The organism is Streptomyces sp. NPDC007917, assembly GCF_042959105.1.
GTDB lineage: Bacteria > Actinomycetota > Actinomycetes > Streptomycetales > Streptomycetaceae > Streptomyces.
Genome location: NZ_JBIBKK010000042.1, coordinates 40,481 through 65,983, shown reverse-complemented (window position 1 = coordinate 65,983; position 25,503 = coordinate 40,481). Strand labels below are relative to the sequence as shown.

General features: G+C 67.7%; 21 protein-coding genes and 3 pseudogenes. 14 read left to right on the top strand and 10 right to left on the bottom strand.

Annotation, left to right across the window (positions count from 1 at the left end; genetic code table 11):
• Window positions 1-93 precede the first annotated feature (93 nt).
• Window positions 94-1,064 (bottom strand): annotated as a pseudogene (locus tag ACFZDL_RS44795) (DUF4982 domain-containing protein); the annotation flags it as partial.
• A gap of 184 nt (window positions 1,065-1,248) precedes the next feature.
• Here ACFZDL_RS44795 and ACFZDL_RS44790 point away from each other — a divergent pair.
• Window positions 1,249-2,174: pseudogene (locus ACFZDL_RS44790) on the top strand (integrase core domain-containing protein).
• Window positions 2,175-2,195: 21 nt separating this feature from the next.
• Complete coding sequence (locus ACFZDL_RS44785) at window positions 2,196-2,615, top strand: M55 family metallopeptidase (RefSeq protein ID WP_353596921.1); 420 nt, start codon at window positions 2,196-2,198, stop codon at window positions 2,613-2,615.
• Here the strand turns inward: ACFZDL_RS44785 and ACFZDL_RS44780 are convergent.
• Entirely contained in the window at window positions 2,601-4,220 is a 1,620-nt protein-coding gene (locus tag ACFZDL_RS44780; RefSeq protein WP_353596915.1) for a M20/M25/M40 family metallo-hydrolase, read from the bottom strand. The two genes, ACFZDL_RS44785 and ACFZDL_RS44780, sit on opposite strands and share 15 nt — an antisense overlap.
• 487 nt (window positions 4,221-4,707) lie before the next feature.
• Here ACFZDL_RS44780 and ACFZDL_RS44775 point away from each other — a divergent pair, with 487 nt between their 5' ends.
• Window positions 4,708-4,941: a hypothetical protein gene (locus ACFZDL_RS44775; protein ID WP_353596914.1), complete on the top strand. Its 234-nt coding sequence runs from the start codon at window positions 4,708-4,710 to the stop codon at window positions 4,939-4,941.
• 50 nt (window positions 4,942-4,991) lie between these two features.
• Here ACFZDL_RS44775 and ACFZDL_RS44770 read toward each other — a convergent pair whose 3' ends face one another.
• From ACFZDL_RS44770 to ACFZDL_RS44760, 3 genes are all read right to left on the bottom strand, one after another.
• A complete protein-coding gene (locus ACFZDL_RS44770; RefSeq protein WP_353596913.1) occupies window positions 4,992-6,299 on the bottom strand; it encodes a DUF1266 domain-containing protein in 1,308 nt (435 codons plus the stop codon).
• Between the two features lie 47 nt (window positions 6,300-6,346).
• On the bottom strand, window positions 6,347-6,847 hold the full coding sequence (locus ACFZDL_RS44765) for an RDD family protein (protein WP_353596912.1): 501 nt from the start codon (window positions 6,845-6,847) through the stop codon (window positions 6,347-6,349).
• Window positions 6,848-7,356: 509 nt separating this feature from the next.
• A complete protein-coding gene (locus tag ACFZDL_RS44760; protein ID WP_353596911.1) occupies window positions 7,357-8,193 on the bottom strand; it encodes a hypothetical protein in 837 nt (278 codons plus the stop codon).
• Between the two features lie 921 nt (window positions 8,194-9,114).
• Between ACFZDL_RS44760 and ACFZDL_RS44755 the strand changes: the two genes are divergently transcribed.
• From ACFZDL_RS44755 to ACFZDL_RS44745, 3 genes are all read left to right on the top strand, one after another.
• Window positions 9,115-10,203: a methyltransferase domain-containing protein gene (locus tag ACFZDL_RS44755; protein WP_353596910.1), complete on the top strand. Its 1,089-nt coding sequence runs from the start codon at window positions 9,115-9,117 to the stop codon at window positions 10,201-10,203.
• 365 nt (window positions 10,204-10,568) lie between these two features.
• Window positions 10,569-11,297: a hypothetical protein gene (locus tag ACFZDL_RS44750; protein WP_353596909.1), complete on the top strand. Its 729-nt coding sequence runs from the start codon at window positions 10,569-10,571 to the stop codon at window positions 11,295-11,297.
• A gap of 159 nt (window positions 11,298-11,456) precedes the next feature.
• Window positions 11,457-11,858 (top strand): IS5 family transposase, encoded by a 402-nt coding sequence (locus ACFZDL_RS44745; protein WP_391194314.1) that lies wholly within the window; start codon window positions 11,457-11,459, stop codon window positions 11,856-11,858.
• Between the two features lie 124 nt (window positions 11,859-11,982).
• On the opposite strand, the gene ACFZDL_RS44740 is transcribed toward ACFZDL_RS44745, so the two are convergent.
• The 3 genes from ACFZDL_RS44740 to ACFZDL_RS44730 form a co-directional block, all read right to left on the bottom strand.
• Window positions 11,983-13,353 carry an FAD-linked oxidase C-terminal domain-containing protein gene (locus tag ACFZDL_RS44740; protein WP_353596920.1) on the bottom strand — a complete coding sequence of 457 codons (1,371 nt, stop codon included), beginning with the start codon at window positions 13,351-13,353 and terminating at the stop codon, window positions 11,983-11,985.
• Window positions 13,354-13,574: 221 nt separating this feature from the next.
• On the bottom strand, window positions 13,575-14,429 hold the full coding sequence (locus tag ACFZDL_RS44735) for an alpha/beta hydrolase-fold protein (RefSeq protein WP_353596908.1): 855 nt from the start codon (window positions 14,427-14,429) through the stop codon (window positions 13,575-13,577).
• The gene (locus tag ACFZDL_RS44730; RefSeq protein WP_353596907.1) at window positions 14,426-15,652 is read right to left on the bottom strand and encodes an amidohydrolase family protein; all 1,227 of its coding nucleotides are present in this window, start codon (window positions 15,650-15,652) and stop codon (window positions 14,426-14,428) included. Before ACFZDL_RS44730 ends, ACFZDL_RS44735 begins: the two co-directional genes overlap by 4 nt.
• An 84-nt stretch (window positions 15,653-15,736) precedes the next feature.
• Between ACFZDL_RS44730 and ACFZDL_RS44725 the strand changes: the two genes are divergently transcribed.
• The 5 genes and pseudogenes from ACFZDL_RS44725 to ACFZDL_RS44705 all read left to right on the top strand — a co-directional run bounded on the left by ACFZDL_RS44725 (window position 15,737) and on the right by ACFZDL_RS44705 (window position 19,214).
• Window positions 15,737-16,339 (top strand): TetR/AcrR family transcriptional regulator, encoded by a 603-nt coding sequence (locus tag ACFZDL_RS44725; RefSeq protein ID WP_353596906.1) that lies wholly within the window; start codon window positions 15,737-15,739, stop codon window positions 16,337-16,339.
• Window positions 16,340-16,504: 165 nt separating this feature from the next.
• Window positions 16,505-16,723 carry a hypothetical protein gene (locus ACFZDL_RS44720; RefSeq protein WP_353596905.1) on the top strand — a complete coding sequence of 73 codons (219 nt, stop codon included), beginning with the start codon at window positions 16,505-16,507 and terminating at the stop codon, window positions 16,721-16,723.
• Window positions 16,724-16,765: 42 nt separating this feature from the next.
• Window positions 16,766-17,854 (top strand): integrase core domain-containing protein, encoded by a 1,089-nt coding sequence (locus ACFZDL_RS44715; protein ID WP_353596904.1) that lies wholly within the window; start codon window positions 16,766-16,768, stop codon window positions 17,852-17,854.
• 30 nt (window positions 17,855-17,884) lie between these two features.
• Window positions 17,885-18,658: pseudogene (locus tag ACFZDL_RS44710) on the top strand (transposase); the annotation flags it as partial.
• 46 nt (window positions 18,659-18,704) lie between these two features.
• A complete protein-coding gene (locus tag ACFZDL_RS44705; RefSeq protein WP_353596903.1) occupies window positions 18,705-19,214 on the top strand; it encodes a hypothetical protein in 510 nt (169 codons plus the stop codon).
• Window positions 19,215-19,691: 477 nt separating this feature from the next.
• On the opposite strand, the gene ACFZDL_RS44700 is transcribed toward ACFZDL_RS44705, so the two are convergent.
• Entirely contained in the window at window positions 19,692-21,428 is a 1,737-nt protein-coding gene (locus ACFZDL_RS44700; RefSeq protein WP_353596919.1) for a helicase-related protein, read from the bottom strand.
• Between the two features lie 90 nt (window positions 21,429-21,518).
• Between ACFZDL_RS44700 and ACFZDL_RS44695 the strand changes: the two genes are divergently transcribed.
• Entirely contained in the window at window positions 21,519-21,680 is a 162-nt protein-coding gene (locus ACFZDL_RS44695; RefSeq protein WP_353596902.1) for a hypothetical protein, read from the top strand.
• 1,044 nt (window positions 21,681-22,724) lie between these two features.
• On the opposite strand, the gene ACFZDL_RS44690 is transcribed toward ACFZDL_RS44695, so the two are convergent.
• Window positions 22,725-23,027 carry a peptidase inhibitor family I36 protein gene (locus ACFZDL_RS44690; RefSeq protein WP_353596918.1) on the bottom strand — a complete coding sequence of 101 codons (303 nt, stop codon included), beginning with the start codon at window positions 23,025-23,027 and terminating at the stop codon, window positions 22,725-22,727.
• 355 nt (window positions 23,028-23,382) lie between these two features.
• On the opposite strand from ACFZDL_RS44690, the gene ACFZDL_RS44685 reads away from it, so the two are divergent.
• Together ACFZDL_RS44685 and ACFZDL_RS44680 are read left to right on the top strand one after the other, a co-directional pair.
• Window positions 23,383-23,949 (top strand): DUF1524 domain-containing protein, encoded by a 567-nt coding sequence (locus ACFZDL_RS44685; RefSeq protein ID WP_353596901.1) that lies wholly within the window; start codon window positions 23,383-23,385, stop codon window positions 23,947-23,949.
• 219 nt (window positions 23,950-24,168) lie between these two features.
• A complete protein-coding gene (locus ACFZDL_RS44680) occupies window positions 24,169-25,419 on the top strand; it encodes a helix-turn-helix transcriptional regulator (protein WP_353596900.1) in 1,251 nt (416 codons plus the stop codon).
• Window positions 25,420-25,503: the final 84 nt, after the last annotated feature.

The window sequence follows — 25,503 nt, the reverse complement described above, 5'->3', positions numbered from 1 at the left end:
CAGTTCTACCGGGGCTCCGCTTCTCGCGTCCGCCGCTCTTCCAGATCAACCCACTTGCGGCCACGCCCAGACCCGTAACTTCATGGCCTTGGCCTAAAGGGCGCTGATCCGCTGGGCGCCGTCCGCGGCCCCGGGACGCGCGCTCGTCAGGTCGAGCCGCGGCCGGGAGGTGCGTACCGGGGCGAAGGTGATGACCGTGGGGGTGTCGGAGGAGGTGGCCCAGGTGACCTTCGCTTCGCGCACGGGGACGTACGCGTGTCCGTTCCAGGCGGACACCTCGACCGACGCGGGGAGGGAGTGCGTCGCGTCGATGGTGAAGGAGACCTCGACGCGGCCGAGGCGGCGCCTCTTGGCCCAGGTCACAGAGACCCAGTCGGCCGGGCGGGCCCCGTTGAAAGCGGGGAGCAGCGAGGTGGCCGCCTTGGCGGTGGCGTTGGACCAGCCCGTGGCCGAATCCCCGTCCAGCATGGCGGCGGGCAGTGTGGTGAGCGATCCGGAGTAGCCGGCGTCGGCCCGTGTGCAGGCGGGGTCTTCGGCGCCGGGCTCGGGGGCGAACGGCGGCGTCGGGGTGACCGGGCCGAGGTCCCGCCGGTGGCGCGGACGGTGGCGGTCGCCGTGCGCAGCCCCGCCGAGCGGGCGGTGACGGTGAGCGGCCGGCCTTGGTGCCGGAGCGGACGATGGCCAGGGCCTTGCCGTGGAAGGCGGTGCGGGAACTCGCCTGGTAGCGCTCCGCGCTCTCCTGGCGCCCGCTGTCGACACCGGCCAGTGAACCTCCGGTGACCTTGAAGGAGATCAGGTGGTCGGCGCCGGGCACCACCACGCCGTGGGCGTCGACCACTTCGGCGGTCACCAAACACAGCGACCGGCCCGTCGGCGTCCACAGTCCCGCGACCGGGGGTGAGCCGTACGGCGTGCGGCCGTCCCGCCGTACGCAGCACATCGGTGGCCACAACCCGGCCATCGCGCCGGGCCACGGCCTTGAGCTCGCCCGGTGTGAACGGAACCTTCCAAGTGAGGTGGAGTTTTCCGGCGCTGCCGTTGGGGCTGGTGTAGCTGCCGGGGTAGCCAGGGTGTACAGCAGGGGCTCGTCGAGCGACCACAGCCGCGGCTTGTCGACGGTCAGTTCCTGCGTGGCCGGGCGGGTGGCGGCGGCCTCGACCGCGACGGCGGAGCGGTGTGGGGCTCGGTTATTCATCGCTGCTGGTCAAACGCCCTGCCCCGGCATACAGAAGCTGCAACCATGTGTGGATGATCGTGTCGCTTCTGTACCAGGTGACTCGGCGTCTTCTCTCCGTCCCGGCAGTGCTTGTACGGCGGGACACCTCGAAGGAGGCTGAGCTTCTCGTCCTGCGTCACGAAAACGCCGTGCTACGACGCCAGGTACAGGCCGAGTACGGTACGAACCCGCGGACCGCCTGTGGTTCGCGTCCCTGTCCTCCCTGATCCCTCGCCGCCACTGGGACAAGGTCTCCCCCATCACCCCCAGCACGCTGCTGGCCTGGCACCGCAAACTCGTCGCCCGCCGATGGGACTACTCCCGACGACGCCGCGGTCCCGGACGGCCGCCCCACACAGACCGCCGCAGTGGCCCAACCTGGCGCGAGTTCCTCTCAGCACAGGCTACCGGCGTGATCGCCTGTGATTTCCTCCATATCGACACCATCGGCCTGCAACGTCTGCACGCCCTGGTCTTCCTCGAGCACCACACCCGGCGCCTGCACATCGCCGGTATCACCGCACAACCGACCGCAGCCTGGGCGACCCAACGAGCCCGCAACCTCACCATCAACCTGGGCACCCGCACGGACTCACTACGCTTCCTCATCCGAGACCGCGACAGCAAGTACACCGACGCCTTCGACGCCGTACTCCAGGCCGAGGACATCGAAATCATCAAGTCACCAGTCCGCGCACCCAAAGCCAACACCCACTGCGAACGAGTGATCGGCACCCTCCGCCGAGAAGTCCTCGACCACATACTCATACTCGGCGAAGCTCACGCCCGCCAGGTCCTGGCCGAATACCAGAGGCACCACAACACGCACCGCCCTCACCGGGCCCGACGCCAACTACCTCCCCAAGCCCACGAACAGCCACCCCCAGCCCTTGGGCCGACCAGCCGCCAAGCCCTGCGCACCCGCATCCTCGGCGGCCTGATCAACGAGTACAGGTAGGCCGCTTGACCAGGAGCAAGGATTATTCGAGCCCCACAGGGTCTGGTGACCGGGGATGACGTCATCGGCGCGATCGCAACCGAGCTCTTCCCCGAGGCCACGATCGTGACCGTGAAGAACGCCCACGGATTCTCGGCCACGGACTCTGTCGCGCCGAGCGTCGCGAGGGACCTCGTGCGGGAAGGAGCGGCGGACGCGATGGCACGCGCGTCAGCGCTGAGCTGTCCGCCGCCACCCACGTCCTTCGAGGTCGAGGTCGACATGCCCTCGCCAGTGGCTGCCGAGCTCGCCGCATGCATTCCTGCTTGTACCCGGACGGCCGATCGGACGGTGTCGACAGTTCTCACAACCGCCGCGGATCTCCTCGGATGCATCACCGTCTTGTACGAGCTCGCAGCGAGCAGCGAGCGCGCGCGCCAGGTGATCTCAGACCGACGGTGAAACCCCGCCTGTTATTTCCTCGATGAGAGTGCTGAGCAACTGTGTGCGAGCAAGGATCCACTTGGTCTCAGCATGCTCGTCTCGGGCGTGCGCACCGCCGCCGACAGCGCCCAGCCCGTCCAGGGTTGGCACTCCCATACCTGCGGTGAAGTTGCCGTCCGATGCCCCGCCAACCGTCATCTCCTCGAGCGGAGGATGGCCGAGCCGGCGTGCGATTCCTTGTGCCCGAGTGAACAGCTCCGCCGCCGCGCTCGATTCCATGGGCGGCCTGTTGATTCCGCCCTGCACCCGAATCGCCGCTCCCGCTAGAACCGGTCTGACAGCGCGTATCGCCCGGTCCACGCGATCCTGCTCTTCCGCGCTGCTCGCCCTGACATCGACCGCCACAGTCGCCGCCGCAGGCACGGTGTTGGGCGTCGTACCAGCGCTCATCACCGTCGGGGTGACGGTCGTGCCAGCGGCTGAGTCTGCAAGCTGGGCGATCGCCAGCACCGCCTCGGCGACTGCGATGGTCGCATTCACTCCCTTCTCCGGATCGAGACCGCTGTGTGAGGCACGACCGATCACCTCGACCTGGTAACGGGACACACCTTTCCGACCAGTCTTCAGAGCGCCGCCCGGGCCGGCCGCCTCCAGCACCAAGGCTGCCTCACATTTGCACGCTTCCTGCTCGATCAGCGACCGCGAACTCGTGGACCCCAACTCCTCATCGCCCGTGACGAGGAGCGTTACCTGGTCGAGGACTTCGGTGCCATGGCGCTGCCGCAGCCACGCGAGCGCATGGATCGCCTGGACAAGGCCAAGTTTCATGTCGAAGCAGCCCGGACCACGTACAACGCCGTCGGATTCGGAGTAGGGCAGCTCGTCCAACGTGCCGAGCGGCCAGACAGTGTCGTGATGCCCGAGAAGCATGACCTTCGGGTCCGCCCCGCGCAGCAGCACATGGTCGACTCCGTCGACGCTCAGGATCTCTGGCCGCCGCCCTATACGCTCGTCGACCAAGCCGGCAACCACTCGCGCAGAGCGGCTCACCGCGTCCAGTTCCGTCGAGGGCGACTCAGTACGAACGAGTCTGCTCAAATCGTCCAGGAGCAGCGGAAGCTGTCTGCTGTCTTCCCCGTCATGGCCGGACGCGATGTCAGAAGTAGGTACGGCTGCATGAAGCACCTCGTAGTCATCCGTGACGACTGGAAGCAGACGCCACATGTCAAATCTCGCGCAGGGGTTTGGCAGGTATCCAACTGAATGCCCGCGGGCGCAATCCATGAGTATTCTCGGGCACAGACGCGAAGTATCCGTTCGATTGAACAAAGACGGTCCGTCGTCTTCGGCCGCGCGACTGACGTCCAGGGACCGGAGAGCGTCATCGACTCGGTAGACGAGCCTGCGGATGCCCAGCGGCTCGCCCCCGGAATCTGCGCGCGGACTGTCGCCGACCATCAAGGTCCTGGCCGGGTCGGCACCCAGACGCTCGCAGGCAATGGCGAACAACACCGGATCCGGCTTGCGGAGACCCTCCTCGTAGGAGCACACGACCGTGCCAAGGTGCGGAAGTAGCCCGGCGGGATCGAGCGGCACACGGATGTCCCATCCGATGTTGCTCACCAACGCCGCGGGCCACCCCGGCTGTGGTCAGGCGCTTCAGGACATGGACCGCATCCGGGTACCGCTCCCACCCATCGGCCTCCATGTGCCGACGGTAGAGGGCCTGCGCTGCCTGGGGCCACGGAAGCCTGGCCCGCTCCAGGAGACCCCGGTAGCAGCCGCATGGATCTCCGGACCCAGCGCGCGGTGCCGCCACGCCGCGAGCTGGTCCGGTGTCAGATCCCGCACGGGTGTCGCCGGGCCAGGGAAACCTGCTGCCGCGGCCTTCGCCGCCCACGCCGTCTGCTCCTCCGCCCGCACCCGTACGCCGGCCTCGGCCAAGCCCCTCGCCAGCCAACGGTCCGCCGGCTCGGGGGCCATGAGAGTCCAGGCGAAGTCCCACAGGACCGCCGCCACCGTTTCCGTCACTTCGCCAGCCTAAGCAGCCAGCGACTGCCGCGTCTGCCGAACCGACGCTCAGCCCATCAGGCGACGCTACGGTGCCGACATGAGCATCGACGTCGTCACCGACTGCACCAATCCGGACGAGTGGCAGGCCTTCATGAGCAACGCCTTTGGCCGGAGCGTTTCTGAGGACGGCTGCTCATCGACACTGACCCACAGCTGGACCTCACGACGTGGGCACCAGCAGAGCGGCCCGGCTCTGCCTCAGCCGACCCCTGAGACGCGTTCGCCGAAGCGTCACCGTGACGCCTCCGCGAACGGATCGCCTTGCCTCTGAGGCCAAAGACGGACCGGTGACCTGCCTTTTCGAGGATCGACAACACGCACTCAGTTCCAGGGGATGGTGAGCCAGGGGCTGGCGGGGTCGGTGGTGAGGACGCGGTGCGCGGTGAGCATGTCCTCGTACCAGCTGCCGAATTCCTCCTCGTCGAAGTGCAGACAGCGTCCCAGAATGTAGGAGGCGGAGAAGTCCTGCCAGGAGCGGTAGTTCTGGCGGCAGGCGCGGCCAGCCGCGAGCACGGCCTGTTCGGCCTCCTGGAGCGTGCAGTAGCGGGTGGCCAGACCCCAGCGGGCCATGGCGGAGGCCCGTCCGTAGTCCCATGCTTCCACGGAGCGGACGAAGGCGTTGTCAGCCAGCAGGCCGTCTGCACGGAACCTGGCCTCGTAGCGGGCGATTCGTCCTATGAGCCGCTGTACTCCGACGACTTGGGCCTCGACTTCGGCGGCGCTGTCAGGGCGCGCCGGGAGGACCCCGTCGGGGGTGATCCGGGGCTCCGCGGCTTGGGCGGCGTTGTGGCGCAGTACGCGCTCGGCGACCTGCCGCCAGTGATCCAGTTCGACTGCTCCTGCGAAGTCGTGGGCAAGGGAGCGGCGGATGCTCAGCGTGAACTCCCACACCCGGCTGACCATGTCGGCGTCGAGTAGGCGCCTTTGGGTGCTGGCCCACTCCTCCCGGCAGGTCACCCCCCACCACTCCTTGAGTCTGCGCTTCGCCTCGTTGTAGCCGTTGCCGTGGTGGGCCATGGAGTTCCACAGCTCGCCGTTGTGGACGAAGAGCAGTGCCGCGCAGGCCAGGCCGTGCGCGACCGGACCTTGGAGGGGGCCGCCGACGGACAGGCCGCGGAGTTGGTCGTGCGGGTGGGCGTGGCCGCAGCCGCCGGTGCCGCCGTCTCCGTCGTCGGCGTGCTGTCGCCAGACGGCCCTGGCCTCCGGGGTGCCGGCGGGGAGAAAGGCTTCGGTGGGGGTGCCGGGGTTGATGGCGATCCAGGGCGCCTCCCGCTCGTCCCAGGCGCTCGCGTACCACTCCAGCGTCATGGACTGGAAGACCATCTCCGGGTCGGGCGGGGGGAGGATTCCCTCCGTGAACAGGGCCAGGTATTCGGCCTGTAGATGCGGGTTCCACTGCGGGTTGAAGCGGACCGTGTCGGGGCGGGCGTCAGCGCGGGCCCGCTGATCGGCGAAGAACAGGTCCGTATGGGTCGCGACCTCGAGATATCCGGCCCAGTCGCCGCGCGACTTCGCCTCCAGCAACCGCTGCTCGATGGCACTGGGCGGCTGCCACTCCTGCCAGTGCCATGCCTGCCACCCCCACACCGGCTGCTGCACGACCGGCTTTTTTGTCTTCCGCAACCCCATGCCGAACACGATATCGACTGCAAGATCAGCGCCATCGAGGCGGGTTGTCAGCGCTGGACGCGGCACACGACGGTGTCCGCGGCCTTGTCATGGAGGCACTGGCGGTACGGCCGGTCCCAAGCGCACCGCAGCAAGTTGACGATCCCCAGGACCGGCACGCCGCACCCGACCAGCACACAGGCCCAGCGCCACAGCGCCCGGCCGAAGCCCAGCCCGCCGCCGTCGCCCGGCCGGACGACCCGTAGCCGACACAGCTGTTTGCCCAGCGTGGCTCCGTACACCGCGGTGAGCACCGGCTCATACCCGCCGACCACAACTGCGAAGGCGAGCGCCAGGAAGCCGTCCCCGGTGTAATCGGCGAGCACACTCGCCAGGAACACCGCAGCAACGAGGACACCGATGTCGAGCACGCGGGCGGCCAGGCGGGCACCGAAACGGCCCACCGCATCCTCATCCGGCCCGACACCCCGGCGCTCGCCCACGTAGGGGACGCTGCGCCAGTCGGGATAGCCGTACCGGCTGTCCGCGTTCTGTTGTTGAAGCTCCACGCACGTGATCCAACAGCAGCGGCCGACCAGGTTACAACCGGGGCTCCCAGACGGCGCAGCGGTAGGCAGCTGCTGGAAGCGCGTGGATGACCGCCGAACGCTGCTGGCAGTTGAGCCGTTACTCCCTCCGATGTCCGACGGCCCTGCCGCGGCGGTCTGCCCCGAAGTGCGAGCACCACCCAGTACGAGTCGGCGGCCTACGCGTCGGTGCCACGGTGACCGCGGCCTACCTCAGCGCCTCAGGGATCCCAGCGAGCGTGACGGCCAGGGAGGCCGCGGACCTCGTCCAGCAGGTCGCCAATGGACAGCTCAACGTGCGGGAGATCGCGTCGTCATGCAAAGAGCGGAATCGCTGACCTGCAGGGTTCAGCGCTGACAGTCCACCTGCGAGGCACGCGCCACAACGACCGTCACCGCTGGTCAGACGTGGTGTACGGCCTGCGTCGCGTCGCCTGTTTCATCGCCCAAACGGCACGCCAACGAGCTCTCGCACGTCGACACCGGGCGTTCTACTTTGCGTAAACGAGGGTCTTCCACCCAGCTTGAGCGGCCTCCGAAGTGTCTGGGGTCGCCTTGGCAGGTTCCGTGCCGGTAGTCTCCTCCACCACGCTGAGCTTCCAATCACCGTTGGCCCAGATCAAGACGCTTCCCGTCACTTCGGTGTAAGACCGGGGTACGCCCCTGACCGACACCTCAACGTCCGACAGCAACCACACGGTGACTCTATTGGCGCTCGCCCCACTGATCTGATAGGCCCGGGAGGTACTGATGTAGTAGGTGCCATCGTCCGACTCCCCGTCGACAGGCAGCTGGTACTTCTTTCGGAGCCGCTCAGACGAATCCCGCAGCCCCAAGCCAAGCAAGTTCTTCTCCCGCGGGACGGCGATGACCCGCCCCTGCTTCTCAGCGGCGTCGGGAGTAAGCGGATCGAAGACGTCGTTGAAGCGTGCGATGGCCGAAACCGCGCCCTCGGGCGTGTGGGGGTAGCCCACAGGAACGCCGTCCTCGACCTCGCGCGGCGTGGGCACAACCGTCGGCGTCGTGGAACCAGTTGTCCGGTCCGCTGACCAGCTGGACGTGGCGCTGGGCGTGGGGACGTCCTTACCGGCTTGCTTGCCGTCAGAACCATCGCTCACGAAGGCGAACACTGCGGCGCCCATCGCTGCCGCTGCCACCAGTGCGGCGAGCATCAGCAGGCGGTCACGCACCTTTCGGCGGCGCTGAATGCGCTGGTCAAGGAGCACCGGGCCCCCTTCCGGTGCGTCGGTGCCAGGCGCGGATATCGCCGCGTCAGCCTGCCCGATGATGGCCGGGGCCTCGCCTTGTGCCTTCTGCTGATCACTCACCCTGGCAGGCTATCGAAACCGTTCACACATGATCCGGCGTTGGCCGACCGCGCCCGAGCGAATCACGGCCAGGCGGCGGTCACTTCACCGAGGCGGTGCCGCCCGCATCATGCCCCAGGGCTTGGATTGGTCTGGACTCTCGCCGCAGTGATCGTACTGAAGAGCTCACCCGGCGCTGATACATCGACCAGTCAGTGCATCGACCCTTCACACGGCCAGCCCGCCGCCTTGGCCGCGTGGGTCACTCAGCGGGCAGCACGGCCCGTCAGTTCCCACACGAGCGTGACCCTCGGAGTCGGCACTCACGCGGACGCCTACCTCGTTGCCGCTCTCAACCAGCTCGGCCGCCGACTGGAAACGGAAAACACTGACCGGTCCTTCGACGCCAAAGGGATACGCCTCTCTGCAAACTGGACGCATCACCATGCGTCCAGCCCACCGCCACGCCACTTGATCAACAGTGACTCCGCGAGGTCCATCTCGGCTGCATCCTCAAGGCCGGCGCAGGAAGGAACTTCAGGGGGGCCGTCCCGTATGCGATGCCGAGGATTGCCGTCCACTCGCACCCGCCGACCGCCGACCGCCGACCGGTGCTGGCGGCTGGACGACGACGCGCGGCATCCCGGCCATACCTCCAGCGTGCAGTCGCAGGCAGGCGCACGCACTCCGGGGCGCTCACCTGGAGCACAGCTGTGCGCCCTTCCGCACGACCTATCCACACGCCACCATTGACCCTCGCATCCACACTGGACCGAAGGGGGGAGCCATGGCAGGCAAGCATGAGAAGCCTGAGCCCGACCCAGGCCAGGGCACACCGCCGCCGGGGAACAGCGACGGCCAGGTACCGGCGCCGCCCCCTGGGAACGGCAAGCACAAGAAGTGACGGAGTACGACGAGCAGCGAGGCCGCTTGGCGGAAGCGATGGATGAGCGTGGGGCATGGCCCGCTCGGTCTCCATGGATCCGGCAGGCCGTCGACGCCCTGCCGCGGCACCGCTTCGCCCCTGACCGGCTCTGGCGTTGGAACGGCCGCGCCTACATCCCGGTCGACCGCGATGCCGACCCCGAACAGTGGGCGGCCGAGGTCTACGCCTCGCCGGACGCAGCTGCGGTCACCCAGGTCACGGACGGCGTGCCGTCGTCGAGCCTGTCGGCGCAGGGCGTGGTGGTGGACATGCTCGACTCGCTTCTCGTGGAGCCCGGTGACCGCGTGCTGGAACTCGGCGCGGGCACGGGGTGGAACGCCGCCCTCCTGGCCGAGCGTACGGGACCGGGGCGTGTGGTGAGCGTCGAGGTGGACGCCGAGCTGGCGGCGGCCGCGGCCGAGCGGCTGAAGGCGGCCGGCGCGGACGTGGCCGTTGAGGTCGGCGACGGCGCAGCGGGCTGGCCGCCGGGCGCGCCGTACGACCGGCTGGTCTCCACCTATGCCGTGTCCACGGTGCCGTGGGTGTGGGTGGAGCAGACACGGCCGGGCGGCCGGATCGTCACTCCATGGGGCCGCATGGGACACGTGGCCCTCACCGTCGCTGACGACGGCCGCTCCGCCACAGGGTGGATGCAGGGGCTGGCGATGTTCATGCCCGCCCGCGGCACCCGACCGGCGCTGGGCTGGCGGCAGATCCACGGCGACGGCCCACCCGACGACGAGCGGCCTTTCGGGCGCAATCTGCGCCCGCTGCGGGAGGACGCCCACCTGCTGTTCGCACTCCGCATCTACCTGCCCGACGTGCAGGTCACTACGGGCGTGGACGACGACGGGGTGAACGTGTGGCTCCATGACGGCGTCTCGTCGTGGGCGACGCTCACCACACTCCCCGACGGTCAGGCCCTCGCGTACCAGGGCGGCCCGCGGCGCCTCGCCGACGAGCTGGAGCCCGCGTGGGACTGGTGGGTGCGCGAGGGCGAACCGACGCTGTACGACTTCGGGATGACGGTCGAGCCGGGCCGGCAGTACGTATGGTGCCGGGACCCCGCCACCGGCCCGCGCTGGCCCGTTAACGCTACGGCGTAGCCCCTCCTCGGAGAAGAACCAGCGCCATCCCCACGCCAGAGCGCGAGGACGGAGACGACCCGGTGCAGCGACGACAAGTGCTGTCCTTGGCACTGACGGCCGCCGCAACAGCAGCGGCTCCCACCCGGGTCGGCGCCGGGACGCCGATAAGCGAGGCCGCGCCCGGCGACGTCCTGGCAGGTCGCCTGCGAGACGCCATGCTCGGCCTCCACCCGGCCGCTGGCCCGTCCACGCCCGACCTGCACGGGGAACTGGCGCGAGCCACTGCCGATGCCCACAACTGCCGGTACAGCCAGCTCGCCGTACGGCTGCCACGTCTCCTGAGCGCAGCCCATGCTGCACACGGGGGCCCAGCGGCTGGCGGCGTGCTGGCGCAGAGCTACCTGCTGGCCACCCGCATTTTGATCAAAATGGACGACGATTGGCAGCTTGGTTGGGTGATCGCGGACCGCGCGCGGCAGCTCGCCAAGGCCGCTGGCGATCCCCTGGCGATTGCGGAGGCAGCCCGGCAACTCGCGGTGCTGGCCCGCCGGGCCGGATGGACCGACCAGGCCATGACGATCGCCCTCTCCACCGCCGACGCGCCAGCCCTGCGCGACGCCGGGCCCGACGGCGCGGCCGCCCGCGGCCTGCTGATCCAGTCCGCCGCCTACACAGCCGCCCGCGCCCGCGACCAGGCCGGAATGCGAAAGCTGACCGCCGAAGCTGCCACCATCGCCGACGAACTCGGCGGAACCCGGCTGCGCCCGAACGGCGGGTTCAGCCGCGCCATTGTCCAGCTCCACCTGGTCTCGGCCGAGGACCGTGCTGGCGACCCCTCCGCCGCCATCGCCGCCGCCAACAAGCTCACGCCACAGGCGCTGCCCAGCACCGAGCGCCGCGCCCGTTACTACGTCGATGTTGCCGCCGCCTACGCCCGGTGGGGACGCCGCCAGCAATGCCTTGATGCCCTGCTGGCTGCGGAGTACCACGCTCCCCAGGAGGTCTATGGGCGTCCTGCGGTTCGCAGGCTCGTCTCGGGCCTGCTGGTCTGCGGCCGCACCACGTCAGAACTCCGGGGCCTGGCCGCACGAACCGGCATCCTCATCCGGTAGGGGCGCCGCGCGGCGCACACGCGGCAGGCAGTCGCCCACGGGTCCAGGTAGTGGGCAGTGCTGACCGGCTCGGGTCGGGCAGCCTCCAGGGCGGCCAGCAGGTCCCTTATCGGCTAGTGGGGGAGGCGGTGGCGGCGGCCTCGGCCAGCGCGTTGCGTACTGATCACCGAGCGGACCGGTCTGCCCATCTCCGTCGGGATGTCCGGCGCTAACGTTCACGACAGCCAGGCCCCGTTCCCTCTGGTGAAGGGCATACCTCCGATTCGATCCCGCCGTGGACCTCGCCGCCGCAAGCCCGGCAAGCTCCACGCCGACAAGGGCTACGACTACTGCCACCTGCGGCAATGGCTCTGCGGCCGAGGCATCCGACACCGTATCGCCCGCAAAGGCATCGAGACCTCACAGCGCCTCGGCCGACATCGCTGGACCATCGAACGCACGATGGCCTGGCTCGCGGGATGCCGTCGACTCCACCGCCGCTACGAACGCAAGGCCGAACACTTCCTCGCCTTCACCAGCATCGCCTGCACCCTCATCTGCTACCGCAGACTCGCCACATGAGGTGGCCCTTAAGCTGGAACCCTCCGACGCGCAAGGCACGTCGCTGACGCGGGAGTACCGTGCGTGGAACTCCGGCTCTGGGAGCTCTGTCGTGCGCGGCCCGGTCTTGTACTTGGCCAAGGGGTCATGCCTGCCCGAAAACTTTGCCAGGGTTGAGAATCCCGGCCGGGTCGAGAGCACGCTTCACCGCGCGATGCATCTCCAGGACGGCCGGGCCGAGTTCACGGGTGAGGCCGGGCCGCTTGAGCAGTCCCACACCGTGCTCACCAGTCACCGTCCCACCCAATTCGAGGGCGTCCGCGATGATGTCGTCGAACGCCGCGCGGGCCCGGACCTGAGCCGCCGCGTCACCGCGTTCCGTCACCAGCAGCGGATGCAAGTTGCCGTCGCCGACGTGCGCGATGTTAGCGATCGTGATCCGGTGCCTCTCCGCGGTCCGGTCGATGCGGGCCAGCATCTCCGCCACCGCCCCGATGGGCACACAGACGTCCTCCGTGAGTACCGGCCCCAGCCGCTCGAGCGCGGGGAAGGCCAGCCGGCGGGCCGCGAAGAGCATCTTGGCCTCTTCCTCTGTCTCCGACCGGTCCGCCCAAGTAGAGCCAGCCCCGCGGAAGCAGTCGACCATCCGGCGGGCGCCTTCCTCGGCGGCGCGGCCGTCATCGTCGAAACGGGCCAGGAGGACCACGTTCGCCTCGGCGGAGAGTCCCATGTTCTTCCAGGCGTCGACCGCGCGCAGACAGTGCCGGTCGACGAGTTCCAGCGCGGCCGGCCGCAGCCCGGCGGCAGCCGTCGCACGCACCGCGTCACCGGCCTGCCCGACGCTGTCGAAGTAGCCGACGGCGGTCACGCCGACCGGAGGCAGGCGTCGCAGCCGGACCGTGATCTCGGTGACGACACCAAGAGTGCCCTCGGCACCCACCATGAGGCCCACAAGGTCGTAGCCGGCGACCCCCTTCGACGTACGGCGCCCGAGCCGGACCACCTCGCCCGTGCCGGTCACGACCTCCAAACCGAGGACATAGTCGCGAGTGACGCCGTACTTGACGCAGCACACTCCGCCGGCGTTCGTCGCGACATTTCCTCCAATGGTCGACCAGGGCGAACTAGCGGGGTCAGGCGGGTACCACAGGCCGAGCGTCGCTACGTGGGCGCGCAGGTCGTCGTTGACCACACCGGGCTGCACGACGGCCAGGCGCTCCAGCTCGTCGACCTCCAGCACCCGATCCATGTCGTCCAGCGCGAGGATCACGCCGCCTTCGACGGCATTGGCGCCCCCCGACAATCCAGTACCGGCGCCGCGTGCGACCAACGGGACTCCTTGCTCCAGGCACGCACGAACCACGGTCCGGACCTCGTCGGTGCTCTTGGCGCGCACGACGGCCACCGCTCGGCCAACAGACGCCCACACCGCTTGGTCGTGGGAGAGACCGGCGACGATGTCCGGATCAGTCACCACCCGGCAGGCGGGCAGCCGTCGCCTGAGTACTTCGGCGATACCCACGGCAGGGGGCGTCGTGCTGACGAAGTCCCGCTCGGCCACCCACACACCTCCAGAGAAGTTGACTCACATATGAATGCGACACAGATGGCACCACGCCACCGGGCAGCGGGTTCATGGTCGGGTGCGGCGTGTGGTGCCAGGCACTCGGGGCGGCGGCACTGGCCAGGAGCGCTGCCGCCCGGCGCGGCGGTCAGGCAGAGCCGCGGCGTCCAGGCTTACTGGGCACGGCAGGTCCTGAGGTAGCTGAGGAACGATGCCTGTAGCCCGGTCACGTGCGTTTCGTGCATGAGTGCGCTGGTGACGGATCCGCTGCGTGAGGTGAGGCGGTGAAGGAACGTGGCCGCGTTCTTCGCGAGATTCTGGTAGACCGCCAGGTCCCCGAGCAGCTCTCGGTCGTTGAAGGTCACGTGAAGCTTGGTAGCAGGCAGCGTGTCACCCATTGCTTGAAGACGAGCGAAGACCTGACTGTCTGCATTGACAATGCCGGGGCTGCCCGCGCCGATGCTCTCGAAGAAGGTGCTACTGGTGAGCCAGGCGTAGAGACTGAAGAGTCCGCCGTAGGAGTAGCCGAAGAGGCCGTGACCGCTCGGGGCTGTGCCGTAGTCGCGTTCGATCCGCGGGTGCAGGTCGTCGGTAAGGAAGTTCAGGAACATATCCCCGCGGCTGTCGCTCAATTCAGCGAGGTAGGCGTCGGCTTGCTCGCGAGTCATCGTCCCCGCTTCGATTCCCATCTCCACCGCATCGATGTACTCCTGCGCGATGGGTTCGCCGGGGGGCACGAGGTCGCGGTTGCGCAACCGCGACCAGTGCTCTGCTTCCTCGCCTGCGTAACCCACGCTGACTTGGACGTAGGGCTGAATCGACTGCATGGGGTCCAGTTGCGTGACGATGAGTGGGGCGGTCATGCCCACGGCCCAGTTGCCGTCGAGCACGTACACGACAGGCGCTTGCGCCGCGGCAGGGTCGTAGCCCGGTGGCGTGGTGACCCAGACGCCGTAGTCGTGCCCACCGCTGGAGCGCATCTCGAAGTAGTCGGTGTGGGGGAGGCAGCCCTGCCACATGGTGCTCATCTGAGGTCCTTTACGATTCGGCCAGCCTGGATCACGAGGACGGCGTTGGTGGGGTCGGAGAACAGTTCCGGGTCTTCGAGCGGGTTGCCGTTCCACAGAACGAGGTCTGCCTGCGCGCCGGGAGTGATGACGCCCACCTGGCCGGACAGGCCGAGGATCTCGGCGTTGGTCCGGGTCGCCGCCACGAGCGCTTCCATCGGCGTCTCGAGGGCTGCGCGCAGGCTGAGTTCTTTGCCGCGACGGTCCTGGGCCGGGCCGATGAGATCGGAACCCAGCCCGATCCGTACTCCTGCGTGCTTGGCGGCAGCGAGCGCCTTCGTCATCTGCTCGTGTACGCCCTTGGCTCGGTCGCGGGTCGACTCGGCGAGACCGGCTCCGGCGGTGTCGTGCAGCAGTTGCTCGACAACAGCGAACGTGGGCACGAAGGCGACCTCGCGAGCGGCCATCAGGGTCGCTGTGGATTCGTCGAGGCTGATGCCGTGCTCGACACAGCGCACCCCGGCCTCGACCGCGTTTCGTATGCCCTCGTTGTTGTGGGCGTGGACTGTCACGTAGGTGTTCCGTGCCGCAGCTTCTTGAACGGCGACAGCGATCTCTTCGACGGTGAACTGGGTGTCGGTCAGTCGATCATGTGCGCCCACCACTCCGCCGGTCACGCAAAGCTTCAGGAAGGAGGCTCCGCGACGGAAGGCTTCGCGGACGTTGTGCCGCAGCTCGTCCGCGTTGCCCGCCATCATGGAGAGGGCGCACAGGCCCGGGATGTGGTGGCTGCTCCACAGCTCGGTGGGTTCCCATTCGGCTCCGTAGTAGCCGTGCCCGCCGATCTGGCACTGAACAGGTCCGCACGACAGGACGCGCGGCCCTCTGACCTTGCCCTTCGCGATCGCGGTGACAACACCGCCGTCGATCCCGCCGGTGTCGCGAACGGTGGTGAAGCCGGCGTCGAGCGTCGCGCCGGCCGTGGCGAAGATGTCCGCCGCGATCTCGGCGGCGCTTATCTGGAACGAGAAGTGCGGCTGGATCGGGCTCGACAGGCCCAGGTGGACGTGAGCGTCGATCAGGCCGGGCGTCATCGTCAATCCCTCGGCATCGAGACGCTCGCCGTGCGCGCTGGAGGCACCGAGTTGGGTGATGCGGCCGTTCTCAATAGTGATGTCGAGGTTGCTGGGATCGCGCCCCGATCCGTCGATGACCGCCGCGCCGACTACATGAGCAGGTCCCATAGTCGATCCTCCGCCGTTGCGAGCTGACTGCGATCATGTGTGAAGCAACACGGAACCGCGTCTTTCTTTTCCAATGGATAAACTGTGGGAGTGATCCTGTCAACCTCGGAACGCAAGGGCAGCGCGCGCGAGCGACTCCTGGCACGGCTTCTCGACGCCTTCGGCGAGGCCCTTCCCCCGCCGGAGATGTCGCTCCGTGAGATCGCCGCCCGGATCGAGACCAGCCACGCCCTGTTGCGATACCACTTCGGATCACTCCCGGGCGTCTTGGCCGCCATGCTCAAGGCGCAGCGATCGCGTGACAACGAGGCACTTTTGGAGGCCGCCCAGCAGGGCACCTTCAACGATTTCGTTGTGGCGATCTGGCGTGCGTACACCCGGCCGGAGCAGCTGTCGCGTGTCCGCGGCTTCTTCTACGTCGTCGGACTGGCCGCGTACGGCCCCGAGGACTTCGCGGAGTTCGTAGAGTCGATCGGCGACCTGACCGTGATGCTGTCCTCACTCGCGGAACGCGAAGGGCTCGAACCGAAGGAAGCGCGGGAGGTGGCCACCGTCACCGTTGCCGCGATTCGCGGCCTCCTCTTGCAGGAAGTCCTGACTCCCGGAACCCGCTCGGAGGATGCGGTCACCTTGATCCTGCGCATGAGAGAGGGCCGATCCGTTCCACGATCACGTCCGGAGCATTGAGCAGGCCCTCGGCCCTTGCCGCCGCCTCACCTGATCCCTCGGACCCTGTCTGCGGACGCGCTGACAAGCAGGATCGACCATTGGTTGCTTTACCTTTCCACGTGCTAACCGAATCTTCGGTTTGCGCGAAGGGAGGGCTGCTCGTCATAGCTACAGGGCGGCAGTATGTGCGACGAGGACCGTGCTTCGCGACTGCTCGGAATTGACATGCTGGACGTGGGTAAGGCCAGCGCACAGCTGCACATGACCATGACGGCGAGCGTGATCAACAACCCTGGGATGGCGCACGGCGGCTACATCTTCCTGCTGGCAGAGTCGGTCTTCGCTCACGCCTGCGACAGCCACGGCCTGTGCCGTTCAGAAATGCGTCGCTGCAGGTCGTAGGCGGTCTGGCGGGATCTGAGGGCTCGTTGGGACCATGTGCAGGTGATCGTCTCATTGGTGTATCAGGTCACGCGGAAGCTTCTGTCGGTCCCAGCGGTGCTGCTGCGTCGGCGGATGGCCACGGACACTGAGTTGCTCGTGCTCCGGCATGAGAACGCGGTGCTGCGCAGGCAACTTTCGAGTCCGGTGCGGTATGAGTGGGCGGACCGGTTGTGGTTCGCGGCGTTGTCTTCGCTGATACCTCGGCGTCGCTGGGCGCAGGTGTTCCCCGTGACACCGGGGACCTTGCTCGGCTGGCATCGGCGTCTTGTTGCACGCAGGTGGGACTACAGTGCGTGCCGGAGCAAGCCGGGTCGGCCAGCGACGGCGGAAGTTGTGAAGGAGTTGGTGCTGCGGCTGGCGCGGGAGAACCCGCGCTGGGGCTGCCGCAGGATCCAGGGGGAGATCGCCCGGCTGGGCCACAGGATCGGCGCGTCCACGGTCTGGAAGATCTTGACGGCAGCCGGAGTCGACCCTGCTCCCCGCCGCGGCGGGCCTACATGGCGTGAGTTCCTGACATCCCAGGCCGAGGCCATCATCGCCTGCGACTTCCTGCACATCGATCTGGTGGATCTTCGCCGCGTCTATGCACTGATCTTCCTCGAGCACGGCACACGCCGCCTCCACATCGCCGGGGTGACCGCGCATCCGACCGCACAGTGGACGACCCAACAGGCCCGCAACCTTGCGCTTGAAGTGGGCGTGCGCCTGGAGTCGTTGTGCTTTGTGATCCGCGACCGGGACGACAAATACACCGACTCCTTCGACGCGGTTTTCGAAGCTGAGGGCATCAAAACCCTCAAGACCGCCCCGCAGTCCCCGCGGATGAACGCACACTGCGAGAGAGTTATCGGGACGCTACGGCGCGAGGCCCTCGACCACCTGTTGCTCTGGAGCGAGCGCCACGCTCTCCACGTTCTCAGCACCTACGCCGGACACTACAACGGGCATCGACCGCATCAGGCCCGAGAGCAACTACCTCCACTCGCCGATCACCACACTGCACCGCTGAGCGACTTGAAAACCCCAGGACGGCTACTCCAGACCCGTATCCTTGGTGGCCTGATCAATGAGTACAGATACGCGGCATGACCAGCAGTGACGCGTTTCTGAACGGCACACGGCCGTCCGCCCAAGCACGGCAGCGAGTTCGTCTTCGGCGACCCGGCCACCTGGGGTGATGAGCAGGTCGTGACGGTCACCGGCACCCGTCTCTACGGAAAGGTCATCGCGCAGGCGTGGGACCGGCTGCACCCGCGGCTAACCCGACGGGCGGCCTGGAGCGACTACGAGGGGCCGCTGCCCATCATCGAGGGAACCGTCATCCGCCTGGTCGTCGAGCACCTGCCGTCGGGCGGGGTGAACAAGCCGGTGTGGCTGTGGTGGTCGGGCACGGACGCCACCATGGCCGATGTCGACCGCTGCTGGCAGTCCTTCCTCCGGCGCTTCGACGTCGAGCACACATTTCGCCTGTTCAAACAGACGCTGGGCTGGACGAAGCCGCGGCTGCGGAGCTCGCAGGCGGCCGACCGCTGGACCTGGCTGGTGATCGTCGCGCACACCCAGCTCCGGCTCGCCCGTCCACTCGCCGTCGACCTACGGCGGCCCTGGGAGAAGGCGACCGAGCCGAACAAGCTCACGCCCGCTCGGGTCCGCCGGGGGTTCCGGAACCTGTGGACGAAGGCCGGCTCTCCGGCTGGTGCACCGAAACCCTCTCGGCCCGGGCCTGGAAGGCCACAAGGCTCGAAGAACCGCCGTCCGGCCACCCGTCACGACGTGGGTCGCGTCCTCGCCACCGGCGAGGTCTACAGCCGTCCCGCCCACCACAAGAAGGGCACCAAACCCCGACGTACCAGCGGTCTGGTGCTTGACAGTGAGGCAGCGAGCAGTGGGTGATGTGACGGCAAGCGGCTTCGAGGGGGGATCTGTGGATCTTGGCTCTGTGATCATCGCGGTGGCAGGTGTGGCCGGAACACTGGGGGGATCGTTCCTCACCCAACGCGCCTCCGAACGGGCAAAACGTCGCGAGATAGAGCTTCTTCGGGACCAAGAGGAGGTTCGCGAGAACCTGCTCCTCCGACGCACTTGCTACGTGGAACTCAACCGGGATGCACGTCAGTTCACAACAGCGCTCAATCGCCATCTGCACGTCATGCGAGAACGCAGTGTCGAGGAGACCGACAGCGAGGCACTCGATGAGGCAAAAGGAGCCCATCGCGACAGATACTCCGAAGCGCAGATGATCGCCCCCGACGAGGTGCTCGCACGCGCGAGTGAAGTCAATCAGGCCCTGAACAAGGTCTATGGCCAGGTCAAACGCCTTGAGCGACAAGAACCCGAACCTGGGGAGACGGTGGCCACCGCTGTCCAGGCCCAGGCAGAGATCTGGGACATGCTCCGGGTCATGAGGACCGCGATGCGCCATGATCTCGGGGTGACCGCCCAAGAGTGATGACGCGTCGATGGATAGCACCACCCAGCCGGCCGTGCATCGAAGCAGACGTTAAATCACAAGCTAACAGGTCGTAGAGATCATCGGGTGGTTTCCGTTCCATATCGCCTCCTCAGACGCGTGAGTGGATAGCCTTCGACGCGGCAGGACCCCGCTGACGCGGGGGTGAGCCATGGGAGGTGGGCAAAGGTCCCGCTCAAAGGCACCTGCTCTCCCCGCGCAAGCGGGGGCCCGAGTCGTCCCGTCCCGAGCTCGCGGGCGGGACGGCCATGCTGAACATTAGAAGTGGGAAGTGGGTAAAACAGACCGGTCGCGGAGATTGACCACTATCGCTCACTGATGCCGAGATCAATGAGCAGCAATGACCGATCGCCGACCGAACACGACCACTCTCCGCCCGTCCCGAGACGGAATCGCAACACCACCAACGACGCCAGCATCGGCCGGCCAGACCACGCGTCCAACGCGGCATGCCGCTCATCCCGCCCCACCAGCCACCGCTCGGGCAGCGGCAACCGTATGCCGCATCACCTCAGCCACCTGCTCAACAGACAACCGCCGCCGATCCGCCCCAGGCAGCCTCCGCACCCCCTCCGGATCCAGCGTCAACAACCCATCAGGCTGCTCGTATACACACACCGCGCGCTCAGAATCGGCACCCAGCCGCGTCGTCACCAACGCCTCATCCACCAGCTCCCCAGTACCGCTGAGGAGCGACAGGTCTCGCAGCGACGAGGCATACGGCGACGGGACGGCCGTCAGATTCGCCAATTGCTTCTCCGCCGCCTCGCCCGCGACCCGCCGGACATCCCGGCGTATCAGTTCCTCCCGGGCCGCCTGGTCCAGCCGCTCACCGAAATCCTCCGCATAGACCTCATCCACGACCTGCTGCACGTCACCGGGAACCGCGATCCCCTCCCCCGCCCGCTCAACCAGCAGCTGACGCGTCCGAATCAGCAGCGACGCGTCATACACCTCACCCCAACTCCGCGGCGGCTCCATACCGCCCTCCCCAAGCGGATCCAGCACCACCAACCGCGGATCAGCCCCCACCCACCCCGGCCGCCCACCACGCTCATGACGCAAACACCGACCAGCCCGCTGCAGCAACTGCGCCAACGGCGCCAAATCACTCACCACAAGATCGAAATCCAAATCCAGCGACTGCTCCACCACCTGCGTCGCCACCAAAACCGAACGCACCGGCCGCCCCACCCCAACACCCCCCGGCTTCCCGAACGCCCTCTCACACTCCCCCGTAATCTCCTCACGCCGCCACGCCGGAAACCGCGCATGCAACAACCGCAGCCCACCCTCCTCCCCCGCCAGATCAGGAAACGCCGACCGCAGAAAACGAAACGTACGCTGCGCCTCATCCACCGTGGTGCAGCACACCAGCACACAGCCGCCCCGCTCCACCACCGGCGTCAGATACTCGACCAGGGCCGCGCGACGAGAGCCCACCACCACACGGGCGCCCGCCGGCTCTCGCACATCCCACGACACCGGCTCAACCACCACCCGCAACGTCCGCGGCCGATCACTGCCCACCGCCCGAGGCCGCGAGACCTCACCAGACGCCGCATCCACAAACAGCCAGCCCGGATAACACGACTCCACCCCCACCGGCTCCCGAAACCCACACCCCCGCCGATACGCCTCCACCAGCGACGACGCCACCCGCCCCGACAACGTCGCCGACAACAACACCACCGGCACCCGCAACGCCCCCAGCCACTCCAGCAAACGCACCAGCAATGTATGCATCCACGGCCCATACGCATGCGCCTCATCCACCACCAACACCTTGTTCGCCAACCCCAGCAACCGCAGCACGTTGAACCGCACCGGCAACACACCCGTCAGCACCTGATCCACCGTCCCCACCCCCAGCGGCGCCAACAACCCCCGACGCCCACCGCTCAGCCACCGCCCCGCCTCCAGACTCGTCACCCCATCAGCGACCACGGCACCGCGATCACCCTCATCAGACCCACCATGGCGGCTCAACCAAGCCATGCTGTGCAACAACACCAACGCCCGATCCCCACCCACATTCACCCGGGCAAACTCCTCCACCCGCGACAACATCGCATCCGCCGTCGCCATCGTCGGCAACGCCACAAACACACCCCCCACCCCCGACACCCGCCCCAACACCGACGCCGCATGCAACGCCGCCTCCGTCTTCCCATCCCCCGTCGGCGCCGTCACCAGCAGCAACCCCGAACCCCGCTCCCCCACCAACCCCGGCAAACCCCGCTCCAAACTCGTCTGCAGCGCATTCGCCGAGAACGTGCCGCGGTGGCCACGATCGCCTCGGCCGTCGCCGCATTCGGGTACGAGGCGGCGCCGACGCACGTGGCCGCGATCAACGCGGCGATGCTCAGCATGCTGATGTTCGTGACCCGCGGGCAGGTCTCCCCAGCCCTGCCCGGTCGCCCGGCCGGACCGACTGCTGTCTGATCTCTGAGGGGTGATTCATGGCTGACGAGCCGACGCTGGGCGAGGTGCAGCGACGCATGGAACAGGGGTTCATCGACCTCAAGGACGACATGCGGGAGCTCGGCGCACGGCTCGACAGCAAGGTCGACCAGCAGGTATACGACCTGCGGCATGAGGCGCTCGCCCAGCGCGTGGCCACTCTGGAGACGCTGCGAGAGAAAGACGCCGAGCGCATCGTCGCCACGCGCAGATGGCTGATCGGAGCGGTGGTGGTGCCGTTGATCGGCGTGCTGCTTCCCATCGTCCTCATGCTCACGCGGGGGGGGTGGGGTCATGAAGCGCGGGCAGCTGCGCACGGAGGAGCGGCGCCGCCGGCGCGGGGATGCCCTTGCGGTGGCGGGAGCCCTGCTGCTGGGCGCTGTGTTGGCGTGGATCGTGCTCACGGTGCAGCAGCAAGGCGCCGATCTACGGGCGTCCAACAAGGATCGAGACGCGTTGGCTCGCCAGGTGCAGGACCTGGGTGGCACGCCCGTGGCTGGCAGGCCGGGTAGCCGCGGCGATGTCGGGCCCTCCGGGCCGCCTGGCCCTCGAGGCAGGCCCGGCTCGCCGGGGCCGACCGGACCACCGGGTGAGGATGGAACGGACGGGAAGCCGGGCAAGGCGGGGAAGTCCGGCCCGTCGGGGTCTCCGGGTCCGACCGGTGCGGCCGGGAGTGCTGGCCCGGCTGGCGAGCAGGGGGCGCAGGGTGAGCCTGGTCCGGCTGGCCCGCAGGGACCGGCCGGACCGCCGGGTGCGGACGGGCAGGACGGCCGGGATGGGGTCGATGGCCGGGACGGCCAGACCTGCCCGGATGGATACTCCTTGCAGGCGCCGAGCTGGGACCCTGACGCGCTGGTGTGCCGCCGCGACGGTGCGCCCCAGCCGAGCGAGCCGACGCCAACGCCGACGACGCCAGCCGTGTTGGCGCCGGACCGCCGTCGCCCCTGAGCGGCCGGAACTCAGACACTCGGAGGCTGTTCCACAGGTTCCGCCTACGGAACCTGCAGCAGGGCTGCCCTTATGGCATCAGCGCGCCTTGTAACTGTGAGCCACATAGCCATGGGTCGTGGCATCCGCAGACGACCCCTTGCTCACGAAGTACCGCCCCGTGCAATTCGAGCCTTCGTAGAACGCATAGAACACAGGGGTACTCACCTTGAATGAGCGAATGGTAAGACCGTGGTAGCACACCCCAGGATTGCCTCCCGAGACGCTTAGTGTCCCCTCGTAGTTCTTCTGCGTCCACGTGCAGACATTGGGGTTACTTATCGGGCAGTCGGCCTTGTCGGACGTCGACACAGGTGCAGCAGTTGCGGGAGCAATGCACATTCCCATGAGCACGGCAGACACGGCAGCCGCACCGGCGGCCCTACGAAATTTGAACGCTCGCACTTCTCTCCTTCCTGAGCTTCTTCCTTCCTCGATCCTGGCGGACCTTGGGAGGCGTGTCGTTGACCCTGAGTGGCCTAATCTTTGACGTTCCGTCTCCATCGGTTGCAGGTGGTTGAGTCGTTCGAGAGCGCCGTTTGGCGTGGCAGGTGACGATGTCACCCAATGGCTGTCGCGGCTGGGTCATATGTCCGGTCTTCGAAGACTCGCGTGTACGTCGGTCGAGTGGTCCTCGGGTGGCGGCCGCTACGGTGCCGGTCCCCTACGGAGGAGCGGCATAAGACTGAAGGCACTGATGGTCGGCGGCGTGGTAGTGGCGGCTCTCGTCGGCTCGGTTCCGTCAGCGTCGGCGGCGCCGGGTGACACGGTGACAACGACGCTCACCCAGGCGATCACCGACCTGCCCGTCGCGGACGAGTCCCGGGATGGCTACGACCGGAGCAAGTTCAAACACTGGGTGGACGCCGACCACGATGGATGCAGCACCCGATCTGAGGTGCTTCTGGCCGAGGCCGTCGAGCCGCCCACCGTGAGCGCCGGGTGCAGGCTTTCCGGAGGGAGGTGGCTGTCGTGGTACGACGGCAAGCCGGTGGATGGTCCCTCCGGTCTGGACATTGATCACAAGGTGCCTCTGGCTGAGGCATGGGACTCGGGAGCGGGAGCCTGGACCGCCCAGGAACGGCAGGACTACGCGAACGACTTGGACGACCCGCGGGCGTTGGATGCGGTGACTGCGCAGCAGAACAGGCAGAAGGCCGACAAAGATGTGTCGGAGTGGCTGCCAGCAGACGCCGGGGTCCACTGCTTGCCGGTATATCGCGGACTGGGCTGTGGTGAAGACCCGGTGGCAGCTGTCGGCTGACGCGGCCGAGGTGGCGGCGCTCCGGCGGGTCGCGGCTGGTTGTCCCGATATGGAGATCACGGTCGTGCTGGCTCGCTGACGCTCTACCCGGCGCCCCCTCGTCTGGCCTCCGGGCCGGGCGAGGGGGCTTTCGTCATGCTCGGGAGTGAACGCCCTCACATGACAAGGACCCTGCCCCATACCCTGGCAGTGACGAGCTGGACAGAGAGGGGCAAGGCCATGCCATCTGATGCTACCCCGGACCCACAGGAGCACCCGCTGGTCTTCGGCCAGCGCATGGAAGTCCTCCGCCTCCGGCGGGGAATGAGCCGTACGGTCCTCGCCGGACTCCTTGGCAAGTCCCCGAGCTGGGTGAAGCAGATCGAAAACGGCACCCTCCACACCCCCGGACTCCCAATGATCTTGCGTATCGCCGAGGTCCTACGCGTCCGTAACCTCGGCGAGCTCACTGGCGACCAAACCATGCACATCGACCTCTTCATCGGCCCAGGACACGCCAAGCTGCCCGCGGTGCGGGCAGCGATCGATACATTCCCTTTGGCCGCTGATCGCGAGGCCCCATCCGCGGCGCATCTGAGCGCACGTCTCGAAAGCGCCTGGTCCGCCCGTCATTCCGCACCCAACCACCGCGAGGTGATCGGCAGTCTCCTGCCAAACCTCATCCTGGACGCACAGCTCGCGGTACGGCAGGCGGACCGCGCTGCCGACCGGCGAGCAGCGCAAGCGGTGCTGTCCGAGGTCTACAGCCTCAGCCAGTTCTTCATCGCCTACCAGCCCGACTCCGCTCTCTTGTGGCGCGTGGCCGAACGTGGCATGGTCGCCGCCCAGGAGAGCGAGGACCCGCACGCCATCGGCGTAGCCGCATGGCTCACCGCTCAAGCCCACCGCGACAGCGGCCCCGGCCACTACGACGCAGCCGACGCGATCACCATGGAAACACTGCGCTACCTCACTCCGCTGCTCCCTGACGCGCCGGATGACGTTCGAGCAATCGCCGGTGCCCTGCAGTTCGAAGCCGGATACACCGCCGCCCGCCGCGGCGACACTGGCACCGCCTGGGGCTACTGGGACACCGCCCGCAAGATGGCCAAGAAGCTGCCTGCCGACTACTACCACCCCGTGACCTCGTTCTCCCGAGCCATCATGGGCGCGCATGCGGTCACGGTCGCCGTCGAGCTGCACGCGGGCGGGGAGTCGGTACGGCAGGCTGCGAAGGCGGACGCCAAGACGATTCCGTCACGGCCTCGACGTGCCCGGCACCGGATCGAGGAGGCCCGGGGCTATCAGTTGAACGGACAGTCAGAGACTGCACTGGCGACGTTGGATAAGGCGTACGAGGCAGCGCCGGAGACGATCCGCTACAACGGCTATGCGCGCCGCATCATCTTGGAAGAGACGGAGTCGAAGTCTCCTGAGCATCGACGACGCGCCGCCGAACTGGCGGTGAAGATCGGAGTATTGGCCGGCTGAACCGGCGTTCGAGGGGCAGAATCTCTGCCCCTTCTCTACCCCCGGTGTTTTTACGGTCAGTTGTCATCTGACCACCGAGGACAT

Excerpts from the sequence above, each read along its gene's own strand:
- ACFZDL_RS44720 (WP_353596905.1), top strand. The coding sequence starts at position 16,505 with ATGTGCGACGAGGACCGTGCTTCGCGACTGCTCGGAATTGACATGCTG.
- ACFZDL_RS44755 (WP_353596910.1), top strand. The coding sequence starts at position 9,115 with ATGGATGAGCGTGGGGCATGGCCCGCTCGGTCTCCATGGATCCGGCAG.
- ACFZDL_RS44685 (WP_353596901.1), top strand. The coding sequence starts at position 23,383 with ATGGTCGGCGGCGTGGTAGTGGCGGCTCTCGTCGGCTCGGTTCCGTCA.
- ACFZDL_RS44730 (WP_353596907.1), bottom strand. The coding sequence starts at position 15,652 with ATGGGACCTGCTCATGTAGTCGGCGCGGCGGTCATCGACGGATCGGGG.
- ACFZDL_RS44775 (WP_353596914.1), top strand. The coding sequence starts at position 4,708 with ATGAGCATCGACGTCGTCACCGACTGCACCAATCCGGACGAGTGGCAG.
- ACFZDL_RS44680 (WP_353596900.1), top strand. The coding sequence starts at position 24,169 with ATGCCATCTGATGCTACCCCGGACCCACAGGAGCACCCGCTGGTCTTC.
- ACFZDL_RS44690 (WP_353596918.1), bottom strand. The coding sequence starts at position 23,027 with ATGTGCATTGCTCCCGCAACTGCTGCACCTGTGTCGACGTCCGACAAG.
- ACFZDL_RS44770 (WP_353596913.1), bottom strand. The coding sequence starts at position 6,299 with ATGGGGTTGCGGAAGACAAAAAAGCCGGTCGTGCAGCAGCCGGTGTGG.
- ACFZDL_RS44735 (WP_353596908.1), bottom strand. The coding sequence starts at position 14,429 with ATGAGCACCATGTGGCAGGGCTGCCTCCCCCACACCGACTACTTCGAG.